The following is a 21,228-nucleotide window of genomic DNA, read 5'->3' as shown; positions in this document are numbered from 1 at the left end:
CAGCGCCTGGTGTGCCGCTCAGGCGCCGGAGCTGCTCCGGCGGCTTGGGCCTCCGTCCAGCAGCCCATTCGATCTCCTCAAGCCGTCGACCGAGACCAGATGCGTTGGAGCAGGCCCAGCGCGCCCACGAGGGCGTGCATGGGAACAGCCCAAGCACAACACCTAGTCGGATTGATCCACCGGCGCGGAAGACTCAGGAACTCGACCCCGACGAGTCCGCATCCGAGTTCTCTTGGGGCGGGTAGAAGCCTGGATGAATTGGGCGGTGTCCGCCTCTAGGCGTCCCGTACACGGCTCACAAGCACACGATCCCTGGCCGAACGAGGGTGAATAGTGCACGCATCCGTGCACGTGGGTCTTCTCCTTGTGGAACCGCGGCCAGATGGTGGCGAAGTTTGGCTCCTTCGGGATGGTCGGGTTGTACCTCCGGTAGAGCGCATACGACACCAGATCGGCTACCTGCAGCAGCCGAGTCGCCCGCGAGTCAGCAAACAAGGGCACGTCAGCGAGGTTCATCAGTTGGCCAATGTTGCCGGCGGCCGCGCGCCATTCGCTCGTCCACGACTGGATGTCTCGTTCGGCCACTACTCGACGGTCGTGAATTACTAGACCGCGGTTGGGCAGCCCCTTCTTGACTCGGAGCGTCTTGAGCAACATGTCGAACTTGTTGAGGAGCACCTCGTAGGCGAACCGCTCCTTCTCGATCTGGCTCCAATCCGCCCGGAAGTTGCGGTCCACGACCACGCCGAACAAGGCTGCGGGCAGTTGAGGGTCCTTGGTCTCGAAGTTTGCGATGAGCTCGTAGGCGGCGTCCAGTAGCTCGAGCCGGAGCGATCTTGAAACGTTCGCCCAGATGCTCGTCACGGCTGGCGCCTTCGCTTCGTCGGGGCGTGGCTTCTTGGCGTTCCGCATCTCGCTCGCGTGCAGCTCGTACTCGTCGAGATTGGGCGGCACGCGCTCCAGCTTCTCAACGACGAGGGCATCCAGGGCTTGCTGGAGACGCTGGGTGTCGCTCTCGTGGATGGCGATCCCGCCCAGGACGAAGGCGTGACTATCGCCGTGAGTCCCAGATTCGTCAACGAATAGCAGGTACAAGAACTCCCCAAGGTCCAAAATGTGAACGAGGTCCGGTGTCAAGGACACTGGACCTCGTTCGATGGCCGAGTCAGCTATGTGGGCACCGCGTTGGCAGTCCCACCCTGCTGATCAGTACCGCGTTGGCAGTCTTCTCGGCTGAAGTAGCGTCGCGGAGTCGAGCGTAACTTGTCAACTCCATCGAGGCGTCTGTTTAGGACAATCCCAAATCTACCCGACCGGGCGCGGTGGCACTCCATGGCGTTGATCACTCCCCTCCCAGGCCGCCCGACCCCTCACGACGCGTCGCGGCCGACGAGTGCTCGATCTCGTGTATGAGTGCACCGGTGTCGATCAGCACCTGCGCGAACTCCTCGTCGGTGACGTCGAAGGCGATGGGTACGCCCATGCATCGCAGCCAGTAGATTGCGCGGACCTTGGGCTTCGTGAAGTCGGGTTCCATGCCGTGTCTCCTCACAGGACAGTGACATCCTGATCACCGGCACCATCATGAACACCTCCTTCCGCGCCGCGGTCTCGATCAGCTCGCGCCGCCCGGCCTCCCGGACGTCGGCGGCCTGGGCGTGCAGCACGTCGGCCAGGGGGGTGCCGCGTTCGACGGCCACCGCGATGCCCTGGGCGAACCGCGCCACGAGAGGCAGTCCGGTCACCGCGGCCATCCGGTCGAACGCGGACCCCACCGGCTCGCCGGTGCGGACCGCGGCGAGCACGCGGGCCAGGTCCGTGGACAGCTCGCCGCCGCTCCGGCGTACGACGCGGTCGAGCGCCGCCACCGGGCTCTCCCCCGCCGCCACGCTGAGCGCGAGCAGCTCGGCGACAGCCGGGAACTCCGCGAGGATGCGGCGCTCGCGGTTCCGCACCTGGCTGGTCAGGTGGGTGTCCCGCGCGAGCACGCCCGAGACGAAGGCGATCGCACAGACCACGAGCCAGGTCGGTCCCGATCCCGGCTCCGTGAGCATCCGGAGCACACCGACCGCGGCGGCGACCGCGAACGCCGCCACGCCCCAGAGCACCTGCTCGACCCGGAACTCGTGCACGCTCTTGTCGATGTCGGCACGCTCGAGCCGGCGGCGTACCGACGCCGCACCACCCAGGATCCGCTCGACGGCGTCGGCGGCCGAGCGCAGCAGCGGCCCGAACACGCCCGCGGTGGCGGAGGTCGGCGGGAGCAGCGGGGTCCGCCCGACCTGCGGCAGGTCGCGGACGTAGGGCAGCACGCGGACGGCGAGCTGCGGCCGCCGGATCACGCGCACCCGCGCGACCACGAGGAGCACCCCGCCAGCGAACATCGCGCCGAGCACGGCACCCCACCACGCCGGAGTCACGACAGGATCCGGCGCTCGACGGGCAGCCGCCCGATCCGCATCATCAGCCGGTACGCAACCATGCACGCAACCGCGCCGACCGTGAGGACGGCGACGCCCGCGGGCGAGGCGTACCGGTGGATGACCTCGGACTGGAACGACATGAACAGCAGCACCAGCCACGGCGAGGCGACCGCGAGGCGGGCGCCGTTCACCGTCCAGGCCTGGCGGGCCTCGAGCTCCGACCGGGTCCGGGCGTCGTCGCGCAGGTACGCCGAGAGGTTGCGCAGCAGCCGTCCGAGCTCGCCGCCGCCGACCTCGCGCGCGACCCGCAGCCCTTCCACCACGCGATCGCCGACCGGGTCGGCGAGCCGGGCCTTGAGCCGGTCCAGGCACTCCCCGAACCGGCCGGTCACCTGGTAGTCGAGCGCGAACTCGTCGAACGCCTCCCGCAACGGCTCCGGCCCGCGAGAGCCGAGCGCGGACAGCGCGTCGGGCAGCGACATCCCGGCGCGCACCGCGGACACCAGGTTGTCGACCGCCTCCGGCCACACCTCGGCGAGCTCGCGCTGGCGGCGCCGGGCCCGGCCGGAGACGACCGCGACCGGCAGCCACGCGCCCATCAGCCCGAAGGCGACCGCGACCGGCGGCGTCCCCGAGACGACCTGCAGCACCAGCGTGGTCGCGATCCCGCAGACCAGGCAGAGGGCGACGAACCCGGTCACCGAGACCTGCCCGAGCCCGGCCCGCGCGAGCAGCTCCGCCGCGCGTCCCGGCGCCCGCGACGCCCCGGGGGACGAGCGGGGCAGGAAGAACGCGCTCCAGACGAGCATCAGCCCGATGCCGACGCCGAGTCCGACGAGCGCGCCCACCTCAGTGCTCCCCGGCCAGGATCCGGTGGACGTCGATCCCGATGCGGTCGTACCGCTCCGGGTGCGGCGGACGGCCACCCGTGCAGTGCAGCTCGCCGCCGCGACGCTCGAAGACCGTCTCGGTCTCGATCACGTCGTTCTCGACCCTGCCGGGCACCCCGATCACCTCGTTGACCCGGCGTACCCCGTGCTCGTCGATGCCCAGGTGGACCACCAGGTCGACGCTGGCCGCGACCGTGGGTACGACGAAGCGCGCCGAGATGTTCTCGCCGGCCAGCAGCGGGAGGGTGCACATCTTGACCAGCGCCTCGCGGGCGGAGTTCGCGTGGATGGTGCACATGCCGGGCAGGCCGGCGTTCAGCGCGAGCAGGAGGTCGAGGCACTCCTCGGCGCGGACCTCCCCGACGATGATCCGGCTGGGCCGCATCCGCAGGCTCTCCTTGACCAGCTCGCGCAGGCGGATCTCTCCGGTGCCCTCGAGCCCGGACTGCCGGGTCTGCAGCGCGACCCAGTCCGGGTGCGGGAAGCGGAGCTCGAAGACCTCCTCGGCGGAGACGACCCGCTCGCCGCCCGGGATCGCCGCAGCCAGGCAGTTGAGGGCGGTGGTCTTGCCGGCCTGGGTGCCTCCGGCGACCAGGATGTTGAGGCCGGCGCGGACCGAGGCCTCCAGGAACGCCGCCGCCTGCGGGGACATCGAGCCCAGCTCGACCAGGTCGCGCAGCCGCGCCGCGCGGAGCACGAACTTGCGGATGTTCACCGCCGAGAAGCCGCGGCTGATGCCCTCGAGCACGACGTGCAGCCGGTGGCCCTCGGGCAGCATCGCGTCCACGAACGGCCGGCTCAGGTCGATGCGCCGGCCGCTGGACTTCAGCATCCGCTCGACCAGCTCCTGCACCTGCGCGGTCGTCAGCACCAGGTTCGTCAGCTCGTGCCGGCCGTTGCGGGCGATGAACACCCGGCTCGGGTCGTTGATCCAGACCTCCTCGACCGCCGGGTCGTCGAGGAACGGCTGCAGCGGGCCGAAGCCGGAGACCCGCGCGACCAGCTCGCCGACCATCGAGTCGACGTCGGGCACCGGTGCCACCTGGCCGGTCAGGCTGCGGTCGTCGTGGGCGCGGACGACGCCCTCCGCGATCCGGCGTACGACGGCGGAGTCGCGCTGGGGGTCGACGGCCTCGCGGCGCACCAGCTCGCGCACGTGCTGGTCGAGCCACTCGACCAGCTGATCGTGTTGCGTCAACGACATGCGGATCCCCCGAGACGGAACCAGTGCTCGTCAGTCTGTCCGAGCGACGCCCAACCGAAACCGGGCAGTCACCCGCTGTGGACAACGAACGGGCCGGCGGGACGTCATCCGCGCCGTGCGCGCAGGTGTCGACGAGCCGGTCCGACCTGGTACGGCTGCCGGCGCTACCCCCCGGCCTCTCGCAGCCGCTCGACCTCCGCCATCGCCGCCGCGGCCGCCTCCACCTGGACCCGCAGCGCGGCGAGCACCACCTCCGGCGGCCGGTCCTCGCCGGGGGCCTGGGCGAGCACGCCCGAGCAGGTCGCGCACGTGTTGCAGGTCGCGCAGGTCGCACACGTCGCGCAGCCGCCGCCGGTCCCGCAGGTGCCGCACGTCCCGCAGGTGCCGCAGTCGGCCGCGACCGTCCAGTCCGCCACGTCCTGGCCGGGGCGGAGCACGATCTCCACCTCGGACAGGTCGATGTCCAGCGGGTCGGCCCGAACGGCCTCCACCATCGCCACGCTGAGCTCGTGCCGCAGCGTGTTCTGCAGGCGCCGCTGTTCGCGGGCCGGCAGGCGGTCGGCCCGAACGTGACGCCGGTCTTCGCTCAGCCTCTCTCCTCCAGCTTCCGCGACACCGACGACAGCTGCTGGGTGACCCGCTCCAGGCCCTGCTGCAGGTTGCGTACGTCGACCTGCGGCTGGCTCGCCTCGAGGCCCAGGTCGCGGGCGACCCCGAGCGGGATGTCGACCGCCGCCGACGCCGTGCCACAGGTGCTGCAGGTGCTGCACGTGCCGCAGGTGCTGCAGGTGCTGCACTCGGCGACGGCGTCCCAGTCACCCACCTCCTGCCCCGGGCGGAGCACGATGTCGATCTGGCTCAGGTCCACCTCCGGCGGGTCGGCTCGGACCGCCCGCACCATCTGCTCGGCCAGCTCCTGGCGGAGCACGTTGCGCAACCGCTCCTGCTCCGCCGCCGGGAGCTCGCTGGCCCTGGCCTTGCGGTAGCCGCCCTCTTCTCGTTCCTTCGCCACGTCGCTCCTCCTCATCTCGGGTCGTGCTGGGTCGGTCGTGCTGGGTCGGTCGTGCCGCTCAGGTCGTCGGGGCGAGCTCGCGGTGCGCGGCGTGGAGCGCCGCGCCCACGTCGAAGTCCTCCGGGCAGGCCCGGACGCACCGTCCGCACCCGGTGCACGCGGAGCCGAGGACGTCGAGCCCGGCGTACTTGTAGGAGGCGGTGCCCCGCATGCCGTAGTCGACCGCCTGCTCGAGGAGGCGGAAGATCTGGGGGATCTCGATGTCCTCCGGGCACGCCCCGATGCAGTCCCCGCAGCGGGTGCAGGGACTGGTGCTCAGCTCGGCGACGCGATGTCGCCAGCCGGCGGCCGTCTCCTCGGTCTCCCGCCCGCTCGTCACGGCGGCGACGTTGCGCTCGAGCTCGTCGGTGCTCGCCATCCCGACGACCGCGGTGGTCACGCCGGGCACCAGCGTGGCGTAGCGCACCGCCCCGCCGACCTCGTCCCGTCCGGTCTCGGGGTCGGCGAGGAAGCCCAGGTTCGTGGCACCGTGGTGGAGCTCGCCGCCGGCGAGGACCTTCATCACCACGACGCCCACCCCGTGTGCGCGGGCCGCGGGCAGCAGGCGCGTCGTGTAGGAGTCGATGGAGGAGCCGATGACGGTCTCGCGGCCGATGACGTTGACGGGGAACATCACCACGTCGAAGGTCTCCTCCTCGATGGCGCGCAGGATGAGCTCGGTGTCGGCGTGGAAGGAGGCGCCCGAGGCGCGGACGATCCCGGCCTGCTTCGCCGCTGCCGCGACGTCGGCGAACCCGCCGAGGTCACGGCACATCTCGTACTCCTCGACCGTGCGGACCATGTGCGTCATCCACACGTCGACGCGGTCCCGGTCGAGCGTCCGCAGCGAGGTCTGGAGATCGCGCAGCACGTGCTGCCCGCCGCGCGCCCCGGTCTTGGTGGTCACGACCATCTGGTCACGCACCCGTGGCGGCAGGTGGGCGATCACGTCCTCGCCGTTCACGTAGGAGCGCGCCGTGTCGTAGTAGGTGATCCCGAGACCAGCAGCACGCTCGACCAAGGGCGCCCAGTCCCGCGCCCCGCCGTGCCGGAAGGGGCTGCTCCCCAGGCCCAGGCAGGACACGCGGAGGCCGGTGCTCCCGAGATCGCGGTCCGCGACCAGCCCGGCCACGGCTACCGGCCTTCGGCCTCGATGAGACGGCTCCGCAGGTCTCCGATCGCGATCACCGAGGCCTCGACCAGGTTCCGCTTCATCGTGCAGTACTCCGGCAGCGGGTCCTCCGTGCCCTCCGTGTGCGATTGGTGCATGCATCCGCCGCCGCAGAGGTAGCGCGCCCAGCAGTCCCGGCACACCGGCCGGTCGTCGACCATCGTCAGCAGCGTGCTGCCCAGGTCGGTCGGCGAGGTGTCCTCGAAGATGGAGGAGTACGGCGTGCGGTAGATCCGCTGGCACTCGTAGATGCTGCCGTCGGGTGACACCGTCACCTCGCTGATCCCTGCGCCGCAACCGTAGAAGACCTTCTGGCCGCTGCAGATCTTGATGATCACCGACTTCATGTCGTCCGGCAGGAGCGACCAGCTCTCCTGGGGGTTGTGCACGAACTCGTCGTAACCGGCGTTGAACTCCGCCCAGTCCGCCTCGGTGAACCGCGCTGCCGGCGAGTCGGTCGCGACCACCTCGAACGACACCTGGTCGGCGCCGTAGGAGCGCAGGCCCTCGACGATCGCCGCCGGGTCCTTGCGCTGGCGGGTGACGACCGCCCGGAGGTTGAAGTCGGCGCCCTCCTCGCCGAGCTCGCGGATGTGGCCCTTGATGTTGTCGATCGTGCCCTTGCCGTTCTTGAAGACGCGGAAGACGTCGTGCGTGCCCTCGTCCCCGTCGACGCTGACCTGGATGGTCACCGCGTGGTCGCGCAGCCACCGGATCCGGTCGCGGACGAGGAGGGTGCCGTTCGTGATGAGGTACTTGGTCAGGGTCTTCTCGTTGTCCGTCGCCCAGGCCTCGGCCCGCTCGACGACGTGCTGGAGGATCGGCCAGTTGAGCATCGGCTCGCCGCCGTACAGCTGGATGTGCGCGCTGTCGCCCTCCTGGTGCCGGAAGAACCAGTCGAGGACCTCGTCGGCGCGCTCGCGCGTCATCAGGTTCTTCTCCTGGTAGATCGGCACGTCCTTCTCGAAGCAGTAGGTGCACCCCATGTTGCAGCCGCCGGCGAGCATCACCACGAGGTGGCTGAACGGTGGTCGCCGCGGGCGTGCCGGCGGCGTCGACGAGAGCGTGCCGTTGTCGAGCAGGTCCATGGCCTCCAGGTAGGCCTGGCGCACGTCGAGCGGGTCGAAGCTCTCGGCGAGCTCGGACTCGATGACGTCCAGCGGAGCGGTCGCCGCCCGCCGCAGCACCTCCGCCAGGACCGGCCGTGGTCGCAGGATCGTGAAGTTCCGCGCATCGAACGCGTACGTCGTGCCGAGGTGCTCGAAGACGTGCACCTCGATCGGCAGGGTGAGAACCGCTGAGCTGCTGTCGGTGTGCGTCATCGTCATCCCCGAGATCGCCCCTGGGCGCCGAGCGCGGACCCAGATTTTGAGCGTGGGTCAGGGGGATGGAGCGTGTCAACGGTGCGCCGGCCCAACCACCCGGGGATGGCCCGTTCGGGCTGGCCCGTTCGGGCTGGCCCGGTCGGGCTGGCCCGTTGGGGCTGGCCCGTTGGGGTGTGCTCAGCGGTCAGGTCCATGCGCAACACCGCCGGCGCCGCGGGCGGGCCGTGCACGACGACCGACTGCGCGATCGTCGACTCGCCCGCCACGCGCACGAAGTGCCCGGGCAGTACCACGAAGTGCCCGGGCAGTACGCCGGCCGGCGCGACCGCCGGGAGGGCACATGAGCTGAGTCGGGGATGGATCCCCGGTGAGCCGGGGATCCCGTCGGTTAGCGGGCATTGCAACGCCCGCCCAGCGCACGAAGTGCCCGGGCAGTACGCCGGCCGGCGCGACCGCCGGGAGGGCACATGAGCTGAGGCGGGGATGGATCCCCGGTGAGCCGGGGATCCCGTCGGTTAGCGGGCATTGCAACGCCCGCCAAGCGCACGAAGTGCCCGGGCAGTACGCCGGCCAGTGCGACCGTCGGCAGTGCACGCCCGCCACGACGCGCACCCCGATCAGCGCCGTGGCGGGCGACAGGCGGCCACGCCGGCCTGGCCCAGGTAGCAGGCCGGTACGCCGGGATGGGTGCGCGCCGCCCGTCTGCCTCACGATCCACGTCACCGGGGAACCTGACCCGCTGAGACGGTGGGCGGGCCCCCCGCTGTGGACAGCGAGCGGGCCGCCGGGACGTCATCCGACGACGAAGTGGGTGCGCGGCGGTTCAGACGTCGGGGGCGATCGAGAGGGCCGCGAGCTTCTCCGGGTCCAGGATGATGTCGATCGAGGCGACCCGGTCGTCGGCGACGGTCAGGCCCGCGACGGCGATCACCCCGGCCGGCGTGCGCGCCACGATCCCGACGGCGCCGTTGACCAGGGCCGGCCGGCACAGCGTCGCGAACCGCGGCCCGTGCGTCGCGGTGTGGCGGGCGACGTTCGCGGCGCCGCTGGGTCGAGCCGTTGCTGACCGATCGCGACGTCCGGCGTGACACCCGGCGGCTGCTCCGCTCGGTGTTCACCGACCGCGACGTCCTACTGGCGGCCGCCGAGCGACTCCGGGAGTTCCAGGGACCGGCGCTGGTCGTCTGGGGGACCGAGGACCGGGTGATGCCGCTGGACCACGGGCACCGACTCGCCCAGCTGCTGCCGCACGGGACCGTGGTCGAGATCGAGGACAGCCGCACCCTTGTCCCGCTGGACCAGCCGGACCTCCTCGCGGTGGCCATCCGCGAGCTCGTCGCGTCTGCGACAGCGGACACTCCTCCGTCCCGTCGCGAGGTGTGAGCGCGACGGCTTTCCGCGAAACGCCCACCAACTGGTCCAGACCTCTTTACCCTTCCAGCCATGAAGAGTCGGGCGCTCGCCGCCGCCGTCGCCGTCCTCGTCGCGCTCGGGCTGGCCGTGGCGCTGTCCCCGGCCGCGGAGTCGGCCGGCCCGTCGCTCGGCGCGCCGGTGGACGTGCAGACCACCGTCGTGGGCGGCCAGAAGGCGATCAGGGTGACGTGGGGTGCGCCGACGGCCGGCATCCCCGCCGGGCTGGCCTACGAGGTGCTGCTGGACGGCGACATTGTCGGCACTGCTCTCGTGAAGACGTCGTTCGTGATCGACGACCCGAGCCTGGTCGTCGGGCACACCTACGAGGTCGGCGTCCGCTCGACGCTGCTGGTCAACCACAGCTCGACGACCTCGACGTACCAGCAGCTCTACATCGCGCCGGTGACGACCGTGCAGGCCGCGAACCCGACGAACCCGCTCGCCGGCCGCGAGTGGGGTGTCTACCGCGGCCTCCAGGACCCGGCGATGATCGGCTGGAACCAGCTCGGCCAGGCCCAGCAGGACAAGCTGGCGCCGATCGCGATGATCCACAAGGCGAAGTTCTTCGGGCGCTGGATCACCGATGGGCAGGCGGAACAGAAGACCCGCGAGTACATCGAGGACACCCAGGCCGGCGACCCGCAACGGCTGACGATCCTGACGCTGTTCCGGATGTTCCCCTGGGAGGGCGAGGCCAGCATCCTCAAGCGGCTGCCCACGGCGGCCGAGCAGGCGGCGTACAAGAAGTTCGTCAACGGCATGGCCGAGGCGATCGGCAGCAACCGGGTTGCGGTCGTGCTGCAGCCGGACGGGTTCTTCGCGTGGAAGGCCTTCCAGGTGCTGGCCCCGAAGCTCGGCAGGAAGGCCGCGCTGCTGCCCGCGCGGATGCTCTCGTGGACCTCGAATACGCTGTCGGAAGCGGGCCCGAACGTCAGCGTGTACGTCGACATGGGCTCCGAGGACTGGGCGCTGGGCAAGGTGGCGCCGGTCGCCAAGTTCCTCAAGCTGTCCGGCGTGAAGTACGCGCGCGGCTTCTCCCTCGACGTCTCGCACAAGAACTACCTGGACCGCGAGATCCTGTTCGCCCAGCGGGTGTCCCAGGCGCTCGCCAAGATGGGCCTGCCGAACAAGCACGCGGTCATCGACACCTCCGACAACGGCCAGCCGTTCGCCGGCAAGGAGATCAACCCGCCCGGCGGCGACGGGCCCTACACCCCGCCCGGCGAGATCGACCCGTGCACGAAGAAGAACCAGGGGAACCCCTGCACCGCACTGGGCGTCCCACCCACCACCGACGTCGACAACCCGGCGTGGGGCCTCAAGCCCGACGTCGCCAGGGCCGCCGCGCAGTACGTCGACGCCTACCTCTGGGTGAGCCGCCCCTGGCTGCCCGACCAGGGCGCCGGCGGCACCAAGTTCAGCCCCGACTTCGCGACGAAGCTGCTGAACACCTGGACGTTCTCGCCGTACTTCAGCTGACAGTCAGTCGAGCACGCCCGGTGCGGCGTCCTCGTCCTCGACCCACTCGTCACCGGTGTCGAAGACGTCACGCTTGCGGCGCTTGTCGTCCTTGCCCCCGCGGCCACCGCGCCCGGACGCGGCGCCGGTGCCGCGACCGCCCGCGGCGCCCCGACTCCCGCCGGTCGTGCCGCGCCGACCTGCCGCCGAGGCGGCGCCCGACCGGCCACTGCCGGACCCGGAGCTGACCGCACCGGCACCACCGGGGCGGCCGAGCGGGCCCGTGACGCCCGTGCGTGACGTGGCGCCGATCCCGCGCACGCCGCTCGCGGCGGTGCCGGAGCTCGTGACGACCGGGGAGACCGCACCGCCGCGGAGGCCGCCGGCGGACAGGCCCGTGCCGAGCAGGCCGCCCGCGGCCCCGCCCGCCGCGGCGCCCGCGAGGCCGAGTCCAGTCCCCGCCCCGATGCTGCCGCCGGACGTGCCGCCCGTGGCGCCGGGCGTGCCGCCCGGCGTGCCGCCCGCGGCGGGGGTGCTGATCGGGCCGACCGGCCCGCCGCCCTGCGGTGCGCCGCCCGGGCCGCCGCCGGCCGGCACGTAGCCGGGGCCGGGGACCGGGCTGCCGGGATGGCCGGTGGTGCCGGTAGTGCCGGTGCCGGGGCTGCCGGGGTAGTAGGTGGGGCCGTCGACGCTCCGCGGACCGCCGCCGCCACCCGCGGTGACCGAGCCACCGGAGCCGCCGCTGGCGCCGCCACCGCTGGCGCCACCGGTCCCGCCGCCCGACGAGCCGGCGGGCTTCGGGTCGGGCTCGCCGTGGATCTGCTTCATGGTGGTGGCCGAGTGCCCGAACACGCGGTCCATCGCGTCGGCCTGCTTCTTCGCGCGGGCCTCCTGGTCGTCGTACGCCGCCTGGTAGTTGCTGTGTGCCTGCCGGTTCTGCGACTCGGCCTGGATGTCGGCGCGGGTCGGCGGGCCGACCGGTGCGTGGTACGGCGGCGGCTCGCTCAGCGGGTGGCGCGCGAGGTCGTCCTGCTCGATCTTGGCGCTGCGGATCACGTCGGCCGCGTTGCGCAGGGCCTGGGCGCCCGCACCCAGCTCGGTGGACTTGTCGCTCATCGACGTCGCGGAGCGGTTGAACGCGGCGTCGACGGCCGGGCCGGTCCTGCCGCCGATCTTCTGCTTGACCTCGGGCGAGGCGGTCAGGAGCGCGGTGCCGATCTGCTGCAGGATGCCCTGGCAGTACTCCCACTCGCTCGCGTGCCGGTCGATGTCGCCGTCGTTCGCGCCGTGGAGCGCCCGGTCGAGGCGGGCTCGCTGGGGTCCGGTGGCCATCTCAGCGCCCCTCCGCCGTCGAGGCCGGCAACGTGCACGAGCTGTTGCTCTCGAAGCTCGGCGCCGCCACGCAGGACGTCGAGGTGGCGAGGCCGTTGAGCGCGCTCGCGTTCGCGGCGTCGGTGTCGCCGAGGTCGTCGACGAAGCCGGCCAGGTTGTCGCGGTATCCCCGCAGCCCGGCGGCCATCTGCAGCACCGCCTTCGCCACGTGCTGCTGCGCCACGCTGCTGTGGTGGCCGAGCTGCGCTCCCGCGTCCGAGCCCCCGAAGAGACCCGGCGAGATCGGCTTGACGTTCCCCGTCTCCAGGTCCTCGGCGCTGCCGGCGAGCATCGACCGGACGTCGGCGATCAGGTCCTCCGGGAGTCCGAGCTCCCCGAGCAGGTCCGCGGCTCCCACGCCCCCGTCGTACATCTGAACGTGTTCCTTCCCCCGAATGAAAGGCCTGTTGCGTCACCGGCCACCTGCCCCGGTCCCCCGCGATCGAAACCTCGGTCCGTTAGATTGCGTCGCACTCGTCTCGGACCCAGGAGCTCTCGGTGCGTCGAACCACGATCCCCATCCTGCTGCTCGCGCTCGCCCTCACAGCGGGCTGCAGCAGCGACGGCGACGATCCGGGTACGGCGAGCCCGGGCTCGCCGGCCTCGCCGACGTCGACGAGCAGCTCGCAGGCGAGCTCGCCGACGGACTCCCCGTCGGACGTCGCGACGGGCATCGAGCTGTCGATGCCCAACAGCAGCGTGCGCGCCCCCGCGGACTGGACGCAGGCCAAGGACCTGACCCGCTACGAGGACGGCGCCGACAGCCCCGACAGCCTCGCCTACATCATGCTCGGCGAGATCGACGCGTTCGGCTCGGACGCCTCCGCCGAGCAGCTCGGCGAGAACCGGATCAAGGCGAACACCTACCCGAAGGCGCCGAAGGTGCTGCCGGTGAGCGAGCTCGACGGCACCGAGGCGTACCACGTGGCCGGCTTCGTGAGCCCGACCCAGTACATCGAGGAGTTCGGCACCATCGTCCGCGACCGGATCGTCACCCTGACGTTCTCCTTCAACAACAAGGTGTCGAGGTCCGAGCGCGACGAGGTCGTGTCCTCGGTGCTCCCGACCTTCGCCTGGAAGTAGCCGTCAGCGGCGGTACCGCAACGTGCCCGGGAACCACTTGTCGGTCCAGAGCTTGTCGGTGCGCACGCGGGTGCCGGAGTGCGGCGCGTGCAGCACCCACCGGTGCCCGTGGGTGAAGCCGGCGTACACACCGACGTGGTACACGCCGCCGCCGTCGTAGAAGAAGATCAGGTCGCCGCGCTTCATGTTGCTGCGCTTGATGTGCTGGGCGAAGTGCGCCTGCGCGGACGAGGTGCGCGGGATGTGCTTGAAGCCGGCCTTGCGGAACGAGTAGAACGTCAGCCCCGAGCAGTCGAAGGCGTTCGGGCCGGAGGCGCCGTAGCTGTACGGGTCGCCCTTCTGGTGCACGGCGATGCTCATCGCGCTGCCGACCCGGCGCGCCGACGGCGCGAGCGAGGCGTGCTTGTGGTGGTGGTGCGTGACGCGGTCGTTCCGGGTGGCGGCGTGGCTGTCGGCGATCGGGGCGGTCGAGAGGAGGCCGACGGCGAGGGCGCCGCTGGCGAGGGCGCGCAGCGCCAGGGAGTGGATCGTGGGCATGCGGAGGTTTCCTTCCCACGCCTGTGAGGTGAGCTGTCGGGTTCGGGCGAGAAGGTGCCCGGCCACCGGTCGGTGGCTTCACCCCGAGCGCCCGCGTGATGCTGGTGCGGCCGCGAAGGTGGGTCCCCCACTCCTGCCGTCCGTGATCGGTCCACGACCCGGGTGGCAGGATTCGGCGTGCCCGGGCCGGTGTTGCGACGTGCAACCGGTCAAGGACGGTAACCAGAGAATTCGCCCGATCACGAGTCGGTGCCGGGCCGATTCCGTGGCGCACGCCACACTCCCCGCGTGGGATCGCGGGCGAACTGGTCGAAGGTCACACAGTTACAGCGCTGTCACGCGCCCCTCGTCGAGGTGGACGACGCGGTCGGCGACCTGCCAGACCCGGGGGTCGTGGGTGGCCACGAGCACCGCGGAGCCGGCGTGCGCGGCACCGGCCAGCACCGCCGCGACCTGGGCCACGTGGTCGTCGTCCTGGTGGCCGGTCGGCTCGTCGAGCACGGCCAGCCGGGGTGCGAGGACCAGCGCCCGCGCGACCGCGGTGCGCTGCTGCTCGCCGAGCGAGGTCTCCCGCACGCCGCGCCGGGTGAACGCGCCGAGGTCGAGCGCCTCGGCGAGCCGGGCGAGGGCCGCGACCGGGTCGACGCCGGCGCGGTACGCCGGCAGGCAGATGTTGTCCTCGACGCTGAGCCCGGCGAGCAGTCCGTGCTGCTGGGGCACCACCGCGACCACGGACCAGTCGGCGACGGCGCCGGCGGGCCGCCCGTCGACGGTCACGGTGCCGCGCTCGGGCGTCTCGAACCCGGCGGCCAGGTGGCACAGCGTGCTCTTCCCGGACCCGGACGGACCGGCGACGGCGACCAGCTCACCGGGGGCCGCGGCGAGGCTGACGTCGTGCAGCACCTCGACCCGGCCCGCGCCCGCGCCGTACCCGTGCGCGACCTGCTGGATGCTCAGTCCGGTGCCGGTCACAGCTCCACCTCCGGTCGGCGCAGCCGCACGTGGTCGCCGTCGGCCTCGACGACGACCCGGCGGTCGGGGAAGAGGCCGAGCATCTCCTGGGGCAGCTGGACCCGGCCGGTCGCGTCGATGACGGCCGCGGCGGTACGCCGGCCCGAGGTCTCGCTGGAGACGACGCCGTGCCGCAGCCGGAGCAACCGGTCGGCGCGGTGCGTCACGCGGTCGTCGTGGCTGCTGATCACGACCGTCGACCCTGCGGCGGCGACGGCGAGCAGCGCGTCCATGACCCGGTCGGCGTTCGCATGGTCGAGCTCGGCGGTCGGCTCGTCGGCGACGACCAGCGCCGGGGTGCCGACCAGCGCGATCGCGACCGCGAGCCGCTGCTGCTCGCCGCCGGACAACGCATCGGGCCGGTGACCGCCGCGGTCGGTCAGACCGACGGCGTCGAGGGCCTCGGCCAGGTGGCGGCGGGAGGCGCCGCGCCAGGACGCGACCTGGCGGAGCTGGTCGGTGGCGCGCAGGTGCGGGAAGACGGCGTTCGAGGCGCGCTGCGGCACGAAGCCGATCTGCCGGCGGCGCAGCCGCCGCAGCTCGCGGGTCGAGGCGACGCCGACGTCGCTGCCGAGCACGGTGAGGCGGCCGGCGCTGGGCCGGTCGCGGGCGCCGAGCAGCGTCAGGAGGCTGCTCTTGCCGCTGCCGGACGGCCCCGCGACGACCGTGAGCGCACCCGGGACGAGCTCGAGGCCGATGCCGCGCAGCGCGTGCGTCTCCCCGGTCACGGAGCGGAAGACCTTGACCAGGTCCTCGCAGGACACGGCCGTCATGGACTCAATCCCCGGCACGGAGCACCTCCGCGGCGGGGCGGCGACGGGTGAGCAGGGTCCCGACCAGCCAGGCCACCAGGACCAGGACGACGAGCACGCCGAGCAGCCAGAGCAGGTCGGCCGGCTCCGGCCGCGGGTGTGCGAGCGGCGGGATGCCGGCAGCGGCGTCGATGCTGCTCGGCATCAGGACGACCACCGCGGCGGCGAGCAGGGCAGCGACGACGGCGGTCGCGACGGCGTACCCCACCTCCCAGGCGCGCGCCCGCGCCAGGTCGGCCGACCGGTAGCCCATCCGCCGCAGCAGCACGTCCGAGACCGTGTCGCGGTCGGACAGCCGGAGCGCGAGCACCAGTCCCGCGGCGAGCGCCAGCGCGAGCACGACACCCCCGAGCGCGAGGACGTAGCCGGCCGCCCAGGTCGAGGCGACCAGGCCGTTCTCGATCCGCGCCTGGGTGGCGGTCTCGACCACGCCGTCGCTGGCGATGCCGGCGTCGTCGAGCTGCGCGCGCAGGTCGGGCGGCGCCGCCCGGCTCCACAGGATCGACGTGAGCGCGCCGGGCAGGTCGCTGGTCGCGCCCTTCCCGCGGGGGTCGAGGTCGGGCGTGACGATCTTGAAGAGCCGCAGGCTGTCCACGACCACGGTGACGGTGCCGGGCTCGGTCTCGGAGCCGGGGAACGCCGGGACGACGCCGACGACGTACACGGGGATGGTGAGCACGGTGTCGAGGTCGATGACCGTCTTGGCGCCGGCCTCCAGGTGGGTGTCGCCGGCCAGGATCACCGGCACCCCCTCCTCCTTCCTCGGCAGCCGCGGCACGAGCGCGCGGCCGGCGTCGAGGTCGCCGGAGCCGCCCCAGTCCGCGACGTCGGCGAACGACCCAGAGTCGATGGCCATCAGCGGGATCCCGCTCTGGTCCGGTCCGAGGGAGACGTTGCGGCGCCAGACGATCGTCGAGCCGTCGACCGGCGGCCGCACGGCCACCGCGGAGCCCTGGCCGCGGAAGTCCTCGGCGACCTCGATCGTGGTCGCGACTCCCGCGAGGGCGGCGGTCTTGTCGGCGACGCCCTCGTCGATGCCGCGGTGGACGGTGAGCGTGTAGGCGAACAACCCGAGCGCGACCGCGACGACGGCCGACAGGGCGACGACCTCGTGCAGGACCGGCCCGGTACGCCGGGCGGCCAGCCATCGGGAGGTCCCGGGCCTCGCCCGGGTCGACCGCCGGGCCCGCAGCCGGGCGGCCGCGCGGATGACCACCATCGTCAGGGACGCGGTGACGAGGAACGGGAACGCGCTCGTCAGCGGCGTCGTCGCCCGGTCCGACGTCTCCACGGTGAGCACCGCGAACGTGACGACCACCGTGACGACCACGAGCGCCGTGCCCCACGGCACCGCGACCCGGCTGCGACCGAGTCGCGAGAGCCGGTCGAGCCGGTCGGTCGCCAGCGCGGAGAAGCCGGCCGTGAGCGCGATCATCACCAGCCCGATGCCGGCGCCGACGGCCGCGCGGACCAGCCCGTCCCGGGTGAAGGGCACACCCGCATCGGTGGGCGGCCCGGCCGCCACCACGCCGAGGTGGGCCAGGGCCAGGCCGGCCGGGACGGCGAGCAGGCAGGCCAGCAGCGCCTCGAGGGCGGCGAGGAGGATGAGCTCGATCGGGCGCAGCCCGAGGCCGCTGACGAGCAGCTGCTCACGCCGGCGGCTCAGGCCGAGCAGCACCCACGCAGCGACCAGGAGCAGGCCGGCGAGCACCTGGCCGCCGAGGGCGTAGGGCCGGACCTGCTCGCGCGCCGAGGTCGCGGTCGCGTCGGCGGCGCCGGCGATGGTCGGCAGCCCGCTGATCACGTCGAGCGTCGCCGGGGCCGGCTTGGCGCCCGCCAGCTGGGCGGACATCTCCGTGCTGCCGTCGAACGCCGCGTCGCCGTACGCCGCCGAGGCCGCCACCGCCGCGGTCGCCTCCTCCGGGGTGACGTCGGGGTCGAGCAGCAGGTCGGCGACGTAGAACGGCTTCTCCCGCACCTTCGGGGCGAGGTGGTCGAAGGTCGCGCGGCTCACGATCGCCAGCGGGGTGACCAGCGAGGGGTTGACCGGGTCCTGCGGGAGGAACCAGCGGTCGGCGCCGGGCAGGTTCGCGAGCTGCGTCGGCAGGACGGAGCCGGGTGCGGTGTCGTAGGTGCCGGCCAGCACGGTCTCCCGGAGCGTGCGGCTGTCGCCCAGGAAGACCTGCACCATCCCGACCTTCAGCGGGTCGCCGACCCGGAGCCCGAGGGCGGCAGCGGTGTCGCTCGACAGCCAGACGCCGTCGGTGTCGTCGTCGCCCCCCAGGGCCGGGATCGCGCCGTCGTGGTACCAGAGCACGGCCGGGGCCGTCGCGCCGTTCGCGACCGCGACCGGCTTGGTGGACTGGCTCTGCCCGACGCCGAGAGCGGTCACCGTCGGGTCGCCGTACGCCGGCAGCGCGGCGAGCGGGTCGAGCAGCGGGTCGAGGTCCTGGACCACCCCGTCCCAGGTCACGCGGAGGTCGCCGGACTGGTCGCCGAACGGCCCGCCGGCGCTGGCCCGGAGCCCGTCCGCCAGCGCGGTCGACCGGGCCGTCTCGACGAACAGGCTCGGCGCGACCACCGACGCGACGAAGAGTGTGACCGCGACCAGGACCAGCGCTCCCCAGCCCGGCGTCCGGGCCAGCCGGAGCGGGGCCGCCCGCCACAGCGCGTGGGCGGCGGGGCGGGTCACGCGGTCACACTACGACCGTGGGAGCGCTTCCACCATCGACTTCGGCCACCAGGTCCGCGATCGAGTCGACGACCCGGGTCGGGCGGTACGGAAACGTCTCGACCTGCTCGGGGCGGGTCGAGCCGGTGGTGACCAGCACGGTCCGCAGCCCGGCCTCGAGGCCGCTGATGATGTCGGTGTCCATCCGGTCGCCGATCATCACGGTCGTCTCGGAGTGCGCCTCGAGCCGGTTCAGGGCGCTGCGCATCATCAGCGGGTTCGGCTTGCCGATGAAGTACGGCGTCCGCCCGGTCGCGGTGCTGATCAGGGCCGCGACGGACCCGGTGGCGGGCAGCAGGCCGTGCTGGCTCGGGCCGCTGGGGTCGGGGTTGGTGGCGATGAAGCGGGCGCCGGCGCTGACCAACCGGATCGCGCGGGTGATCGCCTCGAACGAGTAGGTCCGGGTCTCCCCCAGCACGACGTAGTCCGGGTCGCGGTCGGTCATGACGTACCCGATGTCGTGCAGCGCCGTGGTCAGGCCGGCCTCGCCGACGACGTACGCCGTGCCGTGCGGGCGCTGCTCGGAGAGGAACTGGGCGGTGGCCAGCGCCGAGGTCCAGATCGCCTCCTCCGGCACGTCGATGCCGCTGCCGAGCAGTCGCGCGCGGAGGTCGCGCGGGGTGAAGATCGAGTTGTTGGTGAGGACCAGGAACTGCTTGCCGGACGCCTTCAGCGCCTCGATGAACTCCTGGGCCCCGGCGATCGGGACCTCCTCGTGCACGAGCACGCCGTCCATGTCGGTCAGCCAGGTCTCCACGGGACGCGAGGTCATGGCCGTCATCATGTCAGCGGCCGACCTCAGCGACCGACCTCAGCGACGGGGCAGCAGGACCTCGATGCCGTCGGCGGGGTGCTCGCCGGTGACCCGGCCGCCCAGCGCCTCGACCACCGAGCGGGCCTGCGCGATCCGGTCGAGGGGCTCGCCGTGGTGATCGTTCTCGTGCGCGCGGCCCTCGGACTCCACCCGGATCCGGAGCTGGCCGCCCTCCTCGCCGAAGAAGACGAGGCGGACCGGTCCGGAGCCCCGGCGTACGACGTCGGCGAGCAGTAGGTCGGTGACGTGCTCCACCGGGCCGGGCGTGTAGGTGAGCGCGAGGTTGCCCTCGGCGGCCGCGGTCAGGGTGCGGCTGCGCACCCCGAGCCGGTCCGCCCAGCGCTGGGCGAGCTGGGTGGCGAGGTCGACGAGCGGGAGCTCGGAGCCGGCGACCAGGCTGCCCCTGCGGGACAGCTCGACCAGCTCACCGGCCACGGCGCTGACCTCGTCGACCGCCGCGAGGCTGCGGGCCGCGGCCTCCTTGACGTCCCCGCGGACGTCGTCGCGCAGGGTGAGGTCCTCGAGCTCGAGCCGGAGCCCCGTGAGCGGGGTCTTGAGCACGTGCGAGGCGTGCTCGGCGAAGTCCCGTTCGCGGTGGACCCGGTCCTCGAGCTGCAGCGCGCTGGTGCGCAGGGCCGTCGAGATCGCCGCCGCCTCCGGGATCCGGGTCTTCGGCAGCTCGAGGTCGTAGCGGCCACGGCCGAGGTTGCCGGCGGCCACGGCGAGCCGCTGGAACGGCGAGGACAGCGCCGAGGCGATGACGAAGCCGACGATGCCGGCGACGACGGCGATGAGCAGGAAGAGCGCCGCGATCGAGCCGACGTCGCGGCCGACGATCTCCTGGATGACCTGGTCGGACTGGCTCAGCGTCACGGTGCCGGCGTCGATGGTGTCGGCGGCCCTCAGGTCGTTGGTGGGGTCGTCGTCGCCGTCGTACTCCTTGCCGTCCGCGACCAGGGTCCGGCCCTTGCCCGGGTCGAACTCGAGCCGGCTCCGGTCGCTCACGACGGAGTCGAGGAACTGCTGGTCGATGCTGCCGCCCGCCTCGACGCGGTCCTGGGCGATGGCCGCGATCAGCTCGACCTCCTGGCGCAGGTGTGCGGACTCCTGCTCACGGATCAGGTCCCGGAGGACGTAGGAGCGCACCAGCCCGGCACCGAACAGCAGCACGACGGTGAGGACGACGAAGGCGACGGTGAGGCGTTCACGCATCCGGTGTGCCGCCCTCGAGGCGGAAACCCACACCCCGAACGGCCACGACCCGATCCGTCACACCCACGCTCTCGAGCTTCTGGCGCAACCGACCGATCGTGACGTCGAGCGTCTTGGTCGAGCCGTACCAGTTCTCGTCCCACACGTCGGCCATCAGCCGACCGCGGGAGACCACCTTGTCCCGGTTGGCGGCGAGGATGTTCAGCACCTCGAACTCCTTGCCGGTCAACGGGACCTCCTCGGCGCCGGCGTAGACGCGCCGCGCGTCCACGTCGATGCGGAGCCCGTCGGGCTCAACGGCCTCGGTGGCCGCCGAGGTGGAGGAGGTCCGGCGCAACAGGGCGCGCACACGCGCCTGCAGCTCGGCCAGGCCGAACGGCTTGGCCAGGTAGTCGTCGGCCCCGTAGTCGAGCCCGACCACGCGGTCGAGCTCGCCGGCTCGGGCGGTGACGATCATGATCGCCCCCTCGAAGCCGGCCTCGCGGGCCCGTCGACACACCTCGAGCCCGTCGATGTCGGGCAGCCCGAGGTCGAGGATCACCACGTCCGGGGCGGTCGACATGGAGTCCAGGGCCTGCTGGCCGCTGTCCACCCAGGACACGTCGTACCCCTCCCGCTCCAGCGTGCGGACCAGGGGGAACGCGATGTCCTCCTCGTCCTCCACGACCAGAACTCGTTGCGCCATGGGTGTGAGCATAGGGGTCACCGACCCGCGCTCGTGG

General features: G+C 72.4%; 21 protein-coding genes and 1 riboswitch. Of the genes, 3 read left to right on the top strand and 18 right to left on the bottom strand.

Features of this window, described 5'->3' with window-relative positions; all coding sequences use genetic code 11:
• Positions 1–162: 162 nt before the first annotated feature.
• The 9 genes from ACVW2K_RS09040 to ACVW2K_RS09000 all read right to left on the bottom strand — a co-directional run bounded on the left by ACVW2K_RS09040 (position 163) and on the right by ACVW2K_RS09000 (position 9,016).
• Positions 163–1,137: a DUF3800 domain-containing protein gene (locus ACVW2K_RS09040; protein ID WP_457202285.1), complete on the bottom strand. Its 975-nt coding sequence runs from the start codon at positions 1,135–1,137 to the stop codon at positions 163–165.
• A 233-nt stretch (positions 1,138–1,370) separates the two neighbouring features.
• On the bottom strand, positions 1,371–2,420 hold the full coding sequence (locus ACVW2K_RS09035; protein ID WP_457202284.1) for a type II secretion system F family protein: 1,050 nt from the start codon (positions 2,418–2,420) through the stop codon (positions 1,371–1,373).
• The gene (locus tag ACVW2K_RS09030; RefSeq protein WP_457202283.1) at positions 2,417–3,271 is read right to left on the bottom strand and encodes a type II secretion system F family protein; all 855 of its coding nucleotides are present in this window, start codon (positions 3,269–3,271) and stop codon (positions 2,417–2,419) included. Before ACVW2K_RS09030 ends, ACVW2K_RS09035 begins: the two co-directional genes overlap by 4 nt.
• A gap of 1 nt (position 3,272) precedes the next feature.
• Positions 3,273–4,517: a CpaF family protein gene (locus ACVW2K_RS09025; protein WP_457202282.1), complete on the bottom strand. Its 1,245-nt coding sequence runs from the start codon at positions 4,515–4,517 to the stop codon at positions 3,273–3,275.
• A 164-nt stretch (positions 4,518–4,681) separates the two neighbouring features.
• Positions 4,682–5,017 carry a hypothetical protein gene (locus tag ACVW2K_RS09020; RefSeq protein ID WP_457202281.1) on the bottom strand — a complete coding sequence of 112 codons (336 nt, stop codon included), beginning with the start codon at positions 5,015–5,017 and terminating at the stop codon, positions 4,682–4,684.
• Between the two features lie 86 nt (positions 5,018–5,103).
• A complete protein-coding gene (locus tag ACVW2K_RS09015; RefSeq protein WP_028639024.1) occupies positions 5,104–5,529 on the bottom strand; it encodes a hypothetical protein in 426 nt (141 codons plus the stop codon).
• A gap of 58 nt (positions 5,530–5,587) precedes the next feature.
• Positions 5,588–6,700 carry an aldo/keto reductase gene (locus ACVW2K_RS09010; RefSeq protein ID WP_457202280.1) on the bottom strand — a complete coding sequence of 371 codons (1,113 nt, stop codon included), beginning with the start codon at positions 6,698–6,700 and terminating at the stop codon, positions 5,588–5,590.
• A gap of 2 nt (positions 6,701–6,702) precedes the next feature.
• Positions 6,703–8,067 carry a radical SAM protein gene (locus ACVW2K_RS09005; RefSeq protein ID WP_457202279.1) on the bottom strand — a complete coding sequence of 455 codons (1,365 nt, stop codon included), beginning with the start codon at positions 8,065–8,067 and terminating at the stop codon, positions 6,703–6,705.
• Positions 8,068–8,887: 820 nt separating this feature from the next.
• On the bottom strand, positions 8,888–9,016 hold the full coding sequence (locus tag ACVW2K_RS09000) for a hypothetical protein (protein ID WP_269320368.1): 129 nt from the start codon (positions 9,014–9,016) through the stop codon (positions 8,888–8,890).
• 107 nt (positions 9,017–9,123) lie between these two features.
• Here ACVW2K_RS09000 and ACVW2K_RS08995 point away from each other — a divergent pair, with 107 nt between their 5' ends.
• Both ACVW2K_RS08995 and ACVW2K_RS08990 read left to right on the top strand, forming a co-directional pair.
• Positions 9,124–9,447, top strand: coding sequence for an alpha/beta fold hydrolase (locus tag ACVW2K_RS08995; protein ID WP_457202278.1), 324 nt, complete (start codon positions 9,124–9,126; stop codon positions 9,445–9,447).
• Positions 9,448–9,507: 60 nt separating this feature from the next.
• The gene (locus ACVW2K_RS08990; RefSeq protein ID WP_457202277.1) at positions 9,508–10,956 is read left to right on the top strand and encodes a glycoside hydrolase family 6 protein; all 1,449 of its coding nucleotides are present in this window, start codon (positions 9,508–9,510) and stop codon (positions 10,954–10,956) included.
• 3 nt (positions 10,957–10,959) lie between these two features.
• Here the strand turns inward: ACVW2K_RS08990 and ACVW2K_RS08985 are convergent, their stop codons facing one another.
• Together ACVW2K_RS08985 and ACVW2K_RS08980 are read right to left on the bottom strand one after the other, a co-directional pair.
• Positions 10,960–12,267 carry a hypothetical protein gene (locus ACVW2K_RS08985; RefSeq protein ID WP_457202276.1) on the bottom strand — a complete coding sequence of 436 codons (1,308 nt, stop codon included), beginning with the start codon at positions 12,265–12,267 and terminating at the stop codon, positions 10,960–10,962.
• Position 12,268: 1 nt separating this feature from the next.
• Positions 12,269–12,664: a hypothetical protein gene (locus ACVW2K_RS08980; protein ID WP_155992379.1), complete on the bottom strand. Its 396-nt coding sequence runs from the start codon at positions 12,662–12,664 to the stop codon at positions 12,269–12,271.
• Between the two features lie 140 nt (positions 12,665–12,804).
• Here ACVW2K_RS08980 and ACVW2K_RS08975 point away from each other — a divergent pair, with 140 nt between their 5' ends.
• Positions 12,805–13,389 carry a hypothetical protein gene (locus tag ACVW2K_RS08975; RefSeq protein ID WP_457202275.1) on the top strand — a complete coding sequence of 195 codons (585 nt, stop codon included), beginning with the start codon at positions 12,805–12,807 and terminating at the stop codon, positions 13,387–13,389.
• Positions 13,390–13,392: 3 nt separating this feature from the next.
• On the opposite strand, the gene ACVW2K_RS08970 is transcribed toward ACVW2K_RS08975, so the two are convergent.
• The 7 genes from ACVW2K_RS08970 to ACVW2K_RS08940 form a co-directional block, all read right to left on the bottom strand.
• Positions 13,393–13,926, bottom strand: coding sequence for a C40 family peptidase (locus tag ACVW2K_RS08970; RefSeq protein WP_028639031.1), 534 nt, complete (start codon positions 13,924–13,926; stop codon positions 13,393–13,395).
• Between the two features lie 3 nt (positions 13,927–13,929).
• Positions 13,930–14,114, bottom strand: a riboswitch (cyclic di-AMP (ydaO/yuaA leader).
• 136 nt (positions 14,115–14,250) lie between these two features.
• Complete coding sequence (locus tag ACVW2K_RS08965; RefSeq protein ID WP_457202274.1) at positions 14,251–14,898, bottom strand: ATP-binding cassette domain-containing protein; 648 nt, start codon at positions 14,896–14,898, stop codon at positions 14,251–14,253.
• Positions 14,895–15,710 (bottom strand): ABC transporter ATP-binding protein, encoded by an 816-nt coding sequence (locus ACVW2K_RS08960; protein ID WP_051549529.1) that lies wholly within the window; start codon positions 15,708–15,710, stop codon positions 14,895–14,897. The genes ACVW2K_RS08965 and ACVW2K_RS08960 overlap by 4 nt, the downstream gene beginning before the upstream one ends.
• 4 nt (positions 15,711–15,714) lie before the next feature.
• Positions 15,715–18,441: a hypothetical protein gene (locus ACVW2K_RS08955; protein WP_457202273.1), complete on the bottom strand. Its 2,727-nt coding sequence runs from the start codon at positions 18,439–18,441 to the stop codon at positions 15,715–15,717.
• 4 nt (positions 18,442–18,445) lie between these two features.
• The gene (locus ACVW2K_RS08950; RefSeq protein ID WP_028639034.1) at positions 18,446–19,261 is read right to left on the bottom strand and encodes an HAD-IIA family hydrolase; all 816 of its coding nucleotides are present in this window, start codon (positions 19,259–19,261) and stop codon (positions 18,446–18,448) included.
• A 30-nt stretch (positions 19,262–19,291) separates the two neighbouring features.
• Positions 19,292–20,506, bottom strand: a complete 1,215-nt coding sequence (locus ACVW2K_RS08945; protein WP_028639035.1) for a sensor histidine kinase — start codon at positions 20,504–20,506, stop codon at positions 19,292–19,294.
• Positions 20,499–21,191, bottom strand: coding sequence for a response regulator transcription factor (locus tag ACVW2K_RS08940; RefSeq protein ID WP_036571732.1), 693 nt, complete (start codon positions 21,189–21,191; stop codon positions 20,499–20,501). The genes ACVW2K_RS08945 and ACVW2K_RS08940 overlap by 8 nt, the downstream gene beginning before the upstream one ends.
• Positions 21,192–21,228 lie beyond the last annotated feature (37 nt).

It is taken from the genome of Nocardioides sp. HB32 (genome assembly GCF_054058995.1).
The sequence above is the reverse complement of the archived record's forward strand: the minus strand, read 5'-3'. Positions and strand labels throughout refer to the sequence as shown.